Origin of the sequence: Methylophilus sp. (genome assembly GCF_035460085.1) — a bacterium.
In the GTDB taxonomy this organism is placed as follows: domain Bacteria; phylum Pseudomonadota; class Gammaproteobacteria; order Burkholderiales; family Methylophilaceae; genus Methylophilus.
Window position 1 is genome coordinate 68,637 of record NZ_DATHWZ010000006.1, and the last position, 10,888, is coordinate 79,524.

Sequence of the window (10,888 nt, forward strand, 5' to 3'; positions counted from 1 at the left end):
AGAAAATGCCATAAAAACATGCACCAGTTTAATCCCTAATGGTGGTGCATTTGCACTGCATGCGTGAAAGCAAAGTAGATTAGGCGGGATGAATGGCGCCGAGGATACGCGGACCTTGTGCCCCGGTGACCGCTGGCAGGTTGCTAGTCAGGCCATCGACACAGCGTTGCGCCAGCCAGGCAAAAGCCACCGCTTCCACCCAGTCTACCGCCACACCCAGTTTGTCGGTGGGTTCAATAACGCAACCCATCAACCTTGATAACCGCTCTATTAACAAGCCATTGTGTGCACCACCACCGCAGACGTAGGCTTCGTCCAAGCCTGGGCAGAAGCGTTTGATGGCATCGGCAATACTAAGCGCTGTAAGCTCCAGCAAGGTTCGCGCGATATTTTCCGGGCGGTCATCAACCACGTTTAAATGTTGCGCCAGCCACTGTTGGTTAAACAAATCCCGTCCTGTACTTTTTGGTGCAGCCTGCGCCAGATAGGGTTCAGCCAGCATGGCTTCTAATAAAACACTATTTACCTGTCCGCTGGCAGACCAGGCACCATTGGCGTCAAAAGCCTCACCTGTGTGTTGTTGCGTCCATTGATCGAGCAACATATTGCCGGGGCCGGAATCGAATCCGGTCACTTGTCCATCCACTGGTAACCACGAGATATTGGCAATGCCGCCGATGTTGATAATAGCGCGGTTTTTAGTAAGGCTCGCAAACACCGCCTGGTGAAAGGCCGGTACCAAAGGTGCGCCCTGACCGCCTGCTGCAATATCCCGGCTGCGGAAATCACCTATTACTGTGATGTTTGTGAGTTCTGCCAGCCGGGCATGGTTACCTATTTGTAAGGTATAAGCCTGGCCATCTGGCAGGTCCGGGCAATGGCGTATGGTTTGCCCGTGGCAGCCAATCGCTGTAATTGATGATGCCGGCAATTGGCTTTGCTGCAAAATTTTTAATACAGACTCTGCGTAGAGCTCGGCCAAACTATTTGCCATCAGTGCTGCATCATGCAGTTCATTGATGGCAGGTTGGTGCAACGCCAGCAATGCCCGTTTGATGACGGATGGATATGGTACAAATGCCTGGTCAACTTGTTCAAAGCGATCACCGGTATGCGCGACCAATGCCGCATCAACACCGTCCAGGCTGGTGCCTGACATGATGCCAATAAAGTAACGCGTATCGGGGACTGCTGACTGTGAAATCATAGGCCCACATAGTAACATCGTCGCGGGATATGCCTACAGTAATGCACCAGATTACGTTAAAATAGCCGCTTTAATTTAAACCATGCTGTTAAGAAGTATCTTCGCTAACAGCATGACAGAAATGTATTTATGACAGACTCAAAACCTTCAGCCGAGGCGATCAGCACGGAAATTTCCCCCGAGATTGCCAAAGCACTGGCTATTATCAAACGCGGTGCGGATGAATTGCTGATCGAGCAAGAATTGGTTGAAAAGCTCAAAACCGGCAAGCCACTGCGCATCAAGGCAGGTTTTGACCCAACCGCGCCTGATCTGCATTTAGGCCATACGGTACTTATCAATAAATTGCGCCAGTTGCAGGATCTTGGTCACCAGATCTTATTCCTGATTGGTGACTTCACCGGCATGATAGGTGACCCTACTGGTAAAAGCACTACCCGCCCACCGCTTACGGTAGAGCAGGTCAAGGTAAATGCGGATACTTACTCAGAACAAGTATTCAAAATCCTGGATCCAGCTAAAACAGAAATAGTGTTCAACTCCAAATGGTTGAGCGAGCTGGGCGCGGCTGGCATGATTAAGCTGGCTGCCAGCCATACGGTGGCGCGCATGCTGGAGCGCGATGACTTTTCAAAAAGGTTCAAAGGCAATCAGCCGATTGCCATCCACGAGTTCTTATACCCGTTATTGCAAGGCTACGATTCTGTGGCTTTGCAGTCCGACCTGGAGTTGGGTGGCACGGATCAGAAGTTTAATTTGCTGATGGGTCGCGAGTTGCAGAAACAAGCTGGGATGGCGCAGCAATGTGTGCTGATGATGCCATTACTGGAGGGCCTCGATGGTGTCAACAAGATGTCCAAATCACTGGGCAATTATATTGGTATCAGCGAGGCACCAGAATTGATTTTTGCCAAGATCATGTCTGTCTCCGACACGTTGATGTGGCGTTATATTGATTTGCTGTCTTTTGCCTCGCTGGAGACGATTGCCACATGGAAAGCACAAGTTGCTAGTGGTGAAAATCCCCGTGATATCAAAGTAGGCTTCGCGCAGGAAATCGTGGCCCGATTCCACGGTCAGGCAGCGGCAGAAAAAGCACTGGCAGATTTCCAGACGCGCGCAAAAGGCGGTATTCCTGACGATGTTCCAGAAGTTGAAGTGCCTATCGATGGGGATAGCATAGGTATCAGCCAGTTGCTTAAACTGGCTGGCCTGGTAGAAAGTACTAGCGAAGCGATGCGGGCGATCCAGCAAGGTGGCGTGAAACTGGATAGCGTAAAAGTAGAAGACAAAAACCAGCAAATGGCAAAAGGCGTTGTTGTCGCGCAAGTAGGTAAACGCAAGTTCGCCAGAATAACCGTTAAATAATAGATACTGCTTGAATAATAAAACGGCCGCTAAAAGAGCGGCCGTTTTTATTTATTCAAGATTCAAGTGGCTGCATATCGCTGCATATCATAGTGACTTGCGTAAGTTCGCCGGCGGAATACTCAGTGATTCACGGTATTTGGCAATCGTCCGGCGCGCTACCACAATGCCTTGTTGGGCCAGGGTGTCAGTAATCTGGTTATCTGATAATGGTTTTTTTACGTTTTCTTCGGCGACCATTTGTTTGATCAATGCACGAATCGCGGTCGCTGAGCAGGAGCCACCGGCGTCTGTCGCCACTGAACTGCCGAAGAAGTATTTGAGTTCATACACGCCACGCGGTGTGAGCATATACTTATGCGTAGTCACCCTTGAAATAGTGCTTTCATGCAATTCGAGTTCTTCAGCGATTTCACGTAACACCAGCGGGCGCATGGCAATATCACCATGTTCAAAAAAGTTGCGCTGCCTATCCACAATCGCTTGCGAAACTCGCAATATTGTTGAAAACCGCTGCTGGATATTTTTGATCATCCATTTTGCTTCCTGCATTTGACTTTGCAGGTACTGGCCGGAGCTCTCACGATTGCGCTTGAGGATATCGGCATACATCTGGTTGATACGCAGTTTAGGGATCACGCCGTCATTCAAGGTGGCTACCCAGATACCTTTAATCTTTTTGACCACCACATCATGCTGTATAAAATGATCGTGACTAAAATTGGAGAATTCGCTGCCCGGCCTCGGGTTTTGCTGGCGGATTAGCTGTTGCGCGCCTTTTAGTGAAGCTTCATCGCAACTCAATTGTTTGCGCAGCTTCACAAAATCTTTGTTGGCCAGCAGTGCCAGATGGTCTTTCACCAATGCGATGGCGGTTTTCAGATAAGGCGTTTCTACTGGCAAGGCGTTGAGTTGCAATAACAGGCATTCACGTAAATCGCGGGCGCCTATGCCTATCGGGTCAAGATTCTGGATCAGCTTGAGGGCTGTCTCCAATTCGAGCAAGTCCACTTCAAGTTCCAGCGGCAGGTTTTCAACAACCTCCTGCAGATCCTGTTCGAGATAGCCGTCATCATTGATACTGTCGAGCAACAGTTTGACCAGGCTCATATCGCGGTGTGACAAATGCGCCAGCTGAATCTGGTCTATAAGGTGCTCGCGCAGGCTGATGCTGTTCGCATCCTGGCGCGAGAAGTCGCCGTCTTCATCATCGGTATTGTTACGGCCAGCTTCATCCCAGTTACTGGTGCTGCCGAACTCGCCATAATCATCTTCAAATTCAGGCGGTGTGAATTCTTCGTTGAGGTTGGGTAATTCGCCTTCGTTACCGCTGAGGTCATCCCGCAATTCTTCGCGCAGAGTATCAGCTGGAGAAGCAATATCCTGCTGGGTAGCTACGTCAAATGAACTGGCATCTTCAACTTCGGCCTGTGCCTGCAACGGGGCTTCGGGTGTATTATCTTCAAACTCGCCTTCTTCATTGTCAGCCATTTCCAACAAAGGATTTTCCTGCAAAATGGCTTCCAGCTCCTGGCTGAGTTCCAGCGTCGACAATTGCAGCAGGCGGATAGACTGCTGCAACTGCGGCGTCAGCGCCAGGTTTTGCGACATGCGTAATTGCAGGTTTTGTTTCATCACTAATTACAGCCTAAAGTTTTTGCCCAGATAGACTTCACGCACACCTTCGTTCTGGATGATTTCATCAGGCGTACCCGCGGCAAATATGGCGCCTTCATTCACGATATAGGCGCGGTCACAGATGTCGAGCGTTTCACGGACATTATGGTCTGTGATCAAAATACCGATATTCTGGCTGCTCAGGTAGCGGATAATTTTCTGGATCTCGATCACAGCAATCGGGTCAATCCCGGCAAATGGCTCATCCAGCAAAATAAATTTCGGGTCAGTGGCCAGGCAGCGTGCAATCTCTACCCGGCGGCGCTCACCCCCTGACAGGCTGACTGCCTGGCTATTGCGGATATGCTGGATATGCAATTGATCCAGCAACGATTCCAGTTTGGCCTCACGCTGTTCAGCAGTGTATGGGCGGGTTTCCAGGATAGACAGAATGTTATCGGTCACAGACATTTTGCGAAAAATAGAGGCCTCTTGCGGCAGGTAGGCAAGGCCCATGCGCGCACGTTCATGCATAGGCGCGTGACTGACATCGGTGCCATCCAGGGTGATGCGGCCGTCATCGAGTGCCACCAGGCCCACGATCATGTAAAAGCTGGTGGTTTTACCTGCGCCATTCGGGCCCAGCAATCCAATCACTTCACCACTGTGCAAATCCAGCGTGGTGTTCCTGACGACGGTACGACCCTGGTAGGTCTTTTTTAAATGGCTGACGCACAGGTGGCTATTGTCTGGAGAAGCTGTTGTTTGCATAGTGCCAGTCTTTACTGTGACTCTTTCTCGGATCCGTTTTCAGGTACATCGGGTACTGGTTCTGTTCTTAACTGTAACGAACGATTCATCCGCAACCCTTGTTGGGTGTTGGATTTGTTATCCAATACTGGCGGTGTTGCTTTGTTTTTTGGCTGAATGATGGCTTTAACACGGCTGTTGGCGGTACCGTTAGGATTCGCTTTGGTACCACCGATCACTTCAGCGTATTCGGCATTGGCGTCATAACTGATGTAGTCACCCGTGATCACATCTTCGCCACGTTTGACCCAGGCATTGGTATACAGTTGCACTTTATCCATGCGGGCATTGTATTCAATACGTTGACCACTGCCTTGCATCCACTCATTCTTGCCGGTGCGCTTTTGCTTGAACGTGGTCGGCGTATTAGGCGTGCCGGTACAGGTGCTATGCTGGAATCCATCCTGGTCTTCGCGGACTACCATCTTGTCGGCCTTGATTTGCAGTGTGCCCTGGTTGAGGATGACATTACCGGTGTAGACGCTGATTTTTTTTGCATCGTTGACGCTCACAGTGTCTGCTTCCAGCTCAATCGGCTGCTCACGATCAGACTCTTCTGCCCAACTGTTGCCCGCCCAGGGTAATAGCGTGCCCAGCGTCAGGCAGCTGACATAAAATAATTGCTTGTGGGTTTTCAACTCATCTCTCCAGAATCATCGACTCTTAGTGCTTGCATTTTTGCCCGTGGCGGCATTTTTAGCTGGTGTGACCACCGCTTTTGTGGCGGCTGCATCAGGCGCGCGCTCATAGTGAACATGCACCCGGTTAAATAACTGCATGGTTTCGGATTTTTTATCAAAACGCATGCCGGTACCGGTGATCACCGTGGCCGGTTTTTGATGGATGGTCACGGGCAAGTCGGTATAGGCAATATCCGTATCCGGCTCTACAAATAACTTCTCCGTCAGTACTTGCATTTCACCTTTTTCTGCAGTGGCCTGGCGGATCACTTTAACCTGCTTTTCAAATTCCACCAGCTGACCATTGCCGGATATTTTGCCGCGCTGGCCATGGATCTGCGTGTAAGGCGCATCTTGCCCGAACTGGGTGAAGCGCGGCCTGTCCAGTTCAGTGTAATCGCTGTCCGGGAAGTGACGCATCTGTGAAGCAGCCAACACATATTTTGTTTTACCGGTAGCATCTGTACGCGTGCTTACAAAGTTATACAGCATGTAATCGGGCGCATGACGATTTAAACCAGTCGCGCGCGCAGCTTGCTCTTGCACCGTTTGGTTAATCCAAAACGTCAGCAATGCCAAAAACAGCATCAAACCAATAGGTAGCAGAATCGGATATTTAAGCATGCGTATGACTCTGTGCCTAAACGACTTTCGCCTTCAGCAAATCATGCATATTAAATGCACCTACCAATTGCTGTTGTTCATTCACGGCCAGAAAACCATTGATTCTGTATTGTTCCATCAGACTAACCGCTTCAACGGCCATTTGCTGCGATCCAAGGAGTCTGGGTTGCTTGCTCATCACGGTTAAAATGGGGGCCTGGTGATCGGTGAGTCCCAGCACAAACAAGCGTCTTAAATCGCCGTCGGTGAATATACCAGTCGGTTTTTGTTCATTATTCACAATCGCAGTAAAGCCCATGCCTTTGCGGGTAATCTCCTGGATTGCCTCGTGCACAGTAGCCTTTTCAGTGATACAGGGGATGGCATCACCGGTGCGCATGACATCTTTAATCCGGACCAGTAACCGGCGGCCAAGGCTACCACCAGGATGCGAGCGGGCAAAATCTTCAGCAGTGAATTCACGCAGATCGAGCACACATAATGCCAGTGCATCACCCAATGCCAATGCGGCAGTGGTGCTGGCAGTAGGCGCCAGCCCAAGTGGACAAGCTTCATGGCTGACTGCCGCACTCAGATGCACTTCAGATTCGCGCGCCAATGTAGAGTCTTCGGTTCCGGTAATACTGAGGATGCGTGCGCCCAGGCGGCGGATAGCAGGCAATATATTGATGATTTCGTCGCTTTCCCCCGAGTTGGAAAGCGCGATCACGACATCTTCTGCGGTAATCATGCCCAAGTCCCCGTGGCTGGCTTCAGCGGCATGCATAAAGAATGCAGGAGTCCCCGTGCTGGCAAAGGTCGCTGCGATTTTGCCACCGATATGGCCGGATTTTCCCATACCGGTAACCACTATCCGGCCATGGCAATCAAGGATCATATGCACGGCGGATTCAAACGCAGAACCGAGTCTTCCTGCCAATTGGCGGATCTCATCGGCTTCATGCAATAACACATTGCGCGCTTTTTCCACGATGCCAGAACTTTCAGCAAGTTTGACACCTGATTTTGCTATACTCATGGTCAGCAAGTATAGCAAGTGACGGCCCTGGCAAGAAAGCGAATCTAGGCTTTTTTACCGTTTTTTTAATATCAGGCACATTTTTTGCATTAATCGAAGTTTTATGGCAGCATAATTAAGCTGACATAATCTGTTTTTATAATAAATTAACGACTACAAGTGGCGTATTCGCTGCCTATCAGCATTGTGGTTTAAATCAGTTTTTTAAATTAGTTGCTTAGAATTTTTGCATGTTTGACTCCCTAATCCATTTACTTTTATTGCTCACCAGTTCGGTATTCGCCGTCGGTTTGTTCCGTATATTGGGGCTGCCCGCCATACTGGCGTACTTTATGATCGGTATCGTTCTCGGTCCGCATGCATTAAGCCTGCTCGAAGATGAGGAAACCGGTCGCCAGGTGGCAGAGTTCGGGATTGTGTTCCTGATGTTTAGCATAGGCCTGGAATTCAGCCTGCCGAAGTTATATGCCATGCGAAAAACCCTGTTTGGCCTGGGTGGCGGGCAAGTGATTCTCACGCTGGTTGTCAGCTTGGTACTAGGGAAGATGGCAGGATTAAGCCTGACGACTGCTTTTATTATTGGTGCGGCACTGACCATGTCATCCACCGCCATCGTTTCGAAAATCCTGATGGAACGTGTGGACCTCAGTTCCCGCCATGGCCGCCTGAGTATCGGGGTATTGCTTTTCCAGGATCTGGCGGTCATCCCGATTCTGGTATTGATCCAAACATTGGGTGCGCACAGTGATAACTGGCTGGATGTGCTTGGCCTGACATTGCTGAAATCTTCTGTCCTGCTATTTCTGTTATTCAAATTTGGTAAAAATATCCTCAACTTCTGGTTTGAGCTGGTAGCCAAACAGCGTTCACGTGAACTGTTTGTATTAAATGTGCTGATGGTGACCTTGCTCATGTCGGCAGCGACCAATTTCGCCGGTTTATCCTTTGCGCTGGGGGCATTTGTCGCCGGTATGCTGATTTCAGAAACCAAATTCCGCTACCAGGTGGATTCAGATATTGCGCCGTTCCGCGATATTCTGCTCGGCCTGTTCTTTATCAGTGTCGGTATGCTGCTGGATGTCAGGGTTATTCTTGAACATGCCGGTTTGATTGTGGTGCTGCTGGCGGCATACCTGTTATTCAAGATAGCGTTGATCGCTTTCCTGACCAAATTTTACGGGTTTGAAATGGGTGTCGGCGTGCGTACCGGCATCATCCTCGGTCAGGCAGGTGAATTCACATTCGTGATCCTGGCCCTGGGTTTGCAAACGCACCTGATCGATGGTGAGGCGCTGCAACTGGTGTTATCAGTGGCCATACTTTCCATGCTGGTGGCGCCATTTATTATTCAGTACAACGGCCGTATCGCGCGTTATCTGGTGAAAAGTTATACCCGCAATAGCATCAAAGGCGTCGATACCATCCAGGAGCATAGCCAGGAATTAAGTGGCCACGTGATTATTTGTGGTTATGGCCGTAGTGGCCAATATCTGGGCCGTTTTTTACGCGAAGAGAATATTCCTTATGTCGCACTGGATATGGATGCAAGCCGCGTGCAGGAAGCTGCTTCAGCCGGTGAAAACGTGATTTATGGTGACGCCAGCAGGCGCTCAGTGATGGAGGCAGCTGGGTTGAGCCGTGCCAAGGCCGTCATCATCAGCTATGCAGAAACGCGCGCGTCCATGAAAGTGCTGGATGTGATCAAAGAGCGGCATCCTAATCTGCCGGTGATCGTGCGTACCCATGATGACAGCGAGATGGATGAATTGCGCGCTGCCGGTGCGGCCGAGGTGGTGCCGGAGATTCTGGAAGGCAGCCTGATGCTGGCCTCTCATGCACTGGTGACCCTGGGTGTGCCGTTGAACAGGGTGGTGAAGCGTATCCGCCTGTTCCGGGAAGAGCGCTATAAGATGTTCAAGGGCTATTTCCGCGGTATCAGCGATGCCGATGCGTCTACCGCCTCTTTGCCACAACTGCATTCGGTGGAAATGTATAAAAATTTTTACGCGCATGGCTTGCGGCTCGACCATGTTCCGTTTGAAGACTTTGCGGTTGAGGTTAAACAGCTGCGCCGCCCCAACATGCCGGAACCGATAGTTCCACGCGCCGATATCGTGCTGAACGAAGGTGATGTGCTGGTCCTGCTGGGAAGTAATGCCGCCCTGATTGCCATGGAAGTCTATTTGATTTCCGGCCGCAAACCGTAATAAAACGCAACGCCCGATCTCCAAACAGGCAGCCAGCGGTATACAGTTGGCTGCCCGTTCGCTTTTACAACTGGATTCATTCGTTTTTTCCTGAAAACTCTTTATGGCAAACACTTCGGTTTTAGTCGTAGGTGGTGGCATCGTCGGTTGCCTCACTGCCATGCAATTGCGCAAGCAAGGCTATGACGTCACGGTGATCGAGCGCAATATTATTGCGGCGCAAACTTCGGGAGAATCTTCCTGGGCCGGTGCTGGCATTGCATTTCCGCTTCTACCCTGGTTTTACCAGGATGTTGTCAATGAACTGGCGTTGGCCGGTGCCAGAGCTTACCCGGAAGTCAGCGCCGAACTGTACGCTGAGACCGGGATTGATCCTGAATGTACGCGAAGTGGCATGCTGATACAGCCATCCTTTGAGCGCGAACTGGCATTGGCATGGTGTAGCAAATTTGGCCTGGCAGTAGAGGCACATGGCGAAAACCTGCTGATCCCTGAAGTGATACAAATCCGTAATCCTCGCCTCTTGCAATCCCTGAAAGCCTGGTTGATTAAACACGGTGTCAAGTTACGTGAGCAAACCCGTTTAATGCCATTGCAAGAAGGGCAATTGCCTATCAGTGGCTGGAAAACTACTGAAGGTGAAACCTTGTACGCGGATACCTACGTAGTCACTTCAGGCGCCTGGAGCTTTGAGTTGCTTAAACAGACTGCCCTCACGCTGGATATCAAACCCATGCGCGGACAGATGCTGCTATACCAAATGCAACCTGGCTTGTTGCCACATATTGTTTACCGGAATGGTTTTTATATGCTGCAACGTGCGGATGGCCACTTGCTGGCTGGCAGTAGCCTTGAGGATGTCGGTTTTGATACAGGTGTGACCGAGAGCATGCGGCTAGAAATGCAGGCGAAGGCAGAGGCAATATTGCCAGAATTGCGTGGACAGCCGATTATCAAACACTGGAGTGGGTTGCGGCCGGGAACGCCGCATAATATCCCGATGATAGGACGGCATCCGCAGATTGAGAATTTGTATTTGAATACCGGTCATTTTCGGTATGGGGTGACGATGGCACCGGAGTGTGCACGTAGGATTGTGGAGTTGATTGCATGATAGTGTGTTGAACTGCATAGCTTAGCGGCAGATGTGTGTGCAAATGGTGAGCGCAGCGATGGGTCGCCATTCTGGCGAAGACCAGAATCCAGGCCAGGTTAATATTTAGCTCTGACTCATTTAAAGAGATGGCATTAAACTTTCTGTAGGTTCTAATCGGTATTTCTTTGGATATTCACCATTGCTTTTCGCTTTCACAGCGAGTTACTTTTCTTTGCTTGCCCAAAGAACAAGTAACCAAAA

9 protein-coding genes are annotated in these 10,888 nt (G+C 50.2%); 3 read left to right on the forward strand and 6 right to left on the reverse strand.

Annotated elements, in window-relative coordinates:
• Window positions 1-79: 79 nt before the first annotated feature.
• Window positions 80-1,207 carry an anhydro-N-acetylmuramic acid kinase gene (locus VK958_RS00730; RefSeq protein ID WP_325238339.1) on the reverse strand — a complete coding sequence of 376 codons (1,128 nt, stop codon included), beginning with the start codon at window positions 1,205-1,207 and terminating at the stop codon, window positions 80-82.
• Window positions 1,208-1,336: 129 nt separating this feature from the next.
• Here VK958_RS00730 and tyrS point away from each other — a divergent pair, with 129 nt between their 5' ends.
• Window positions 1,337-2,575, forward strand: a complete 1,239-nt coding sequence (tyrS, locus tag VK958_RS00735) for a tyrosine--tRNA ligase (protein ID WP_325238340.1) — start codon at window positions 1,337-1,339, stop codon at window positions 2,573-2,575.
• Window positions 2,576-2,662: 87 nt separating this feature from the next.
• On the opposite strand, the gene VK958_RS00740 is transcribed toward tyrS, so the two are convergent.
• From VK958_RS00740 to VK958_RS00760, 5 genes are read right to left on the reverse strand one after another with little or no spacing between them, the layout of a single operon-like run.
• The gene (locus VK958_RS00740) at window positions 2,663-4,210 is read right to left on the reverse strand and encodes an RNA polymerase factor sigma-54 (RefSeq protein WP_325238341.1); all 1,548 of its coding nucleotides are present in this window, start codon (window positions 4,208-4,210) and stop codon (window positions 2,663-2,665) included.
• A gap of 6 nt (window positions 4,211-4,216) precedes the next feature.
• On the reverse strand, window positions 4,217-4,963 hold the full coding sequence (lptB, locus tag VK958_RS00745) for an LPS export ABC transporter ATP-binding protein (RefSeq protein ID WP_325238342.1): 747 nt from the start codon (window positions 4,961-4,963) through the stop codon (window positions 4,217-4,219).
• 11 nt (window positions 4,964-4,974) lie between these two features.
• Window positions 4,975-5,640: a lipopolysaccharide transport periplasmic protein LptA gene (gene lptA, locus VK958_RS00750; RefSeq protein ID WP_325238343.1), complete on the reverse strand. Its 666-nt coding sequence runs from the start codon at window positions 5,638-5,640 to the stop codon at window positions 4,975-4,977.
• A 15-nt stretch (window positions 5,641-5,655) separates the two neighbouring features.
• Entirely contained in the window at window positions 5,656-6,306 is a 651-nt protein-coding gene (gene lptC / locus VK958_RS00755) for an LPS export ABC transporter periplasmic protein LptC (protein ID WP_325238344.1), read from the reverse strand.
• 16 nt (window positions 6,307-6,322) lie between these two features.
• A complete protein-coding gene (locus VK958_RS00760; protein ID WP_325238345.1) occupies window positions 6,323-7,324 on the reverse strand; it encodes a KpsF/GutQ family sugar-phosphate isomerase in 1,002 nt (333 codons plus the stop codon).
• A 230-nt stretch (window positions 7,325-7,554) separates the two neighbouring features.
• Here VK958_RS00760 and VK958_RS00765 point away from each other — a divergent pair, with 230 nt between their 5' ends.
• Window positions 7,555-9,531 carry a cation:proton antiporter gene (locus VK958_RS00765; RefSeq protein WP_325238346.1) on the forward strand — a complete coding sequence of 659 codons (1,977 nt, stop codon included), beginning with the start codon at window positions 7,555-7,557 and terminating at the stop codon, window positions 9,529-9,531.
• A gap of 103 nt (window positions 9,532-9,634) precedes the next feature.
• A complete protein-coding gene (locus tag VK958_RS00770; protein ID WP_325238347.1) occupies window positions 9,635-10,645 on the forward strand; it encodes an NAD(P)/FAD-dependent oxidoreductase in 1,011 nt (336 codons plus the stop codon).
• Window positions 10,646-10,888: the final 243 nt, after the last annotated feature.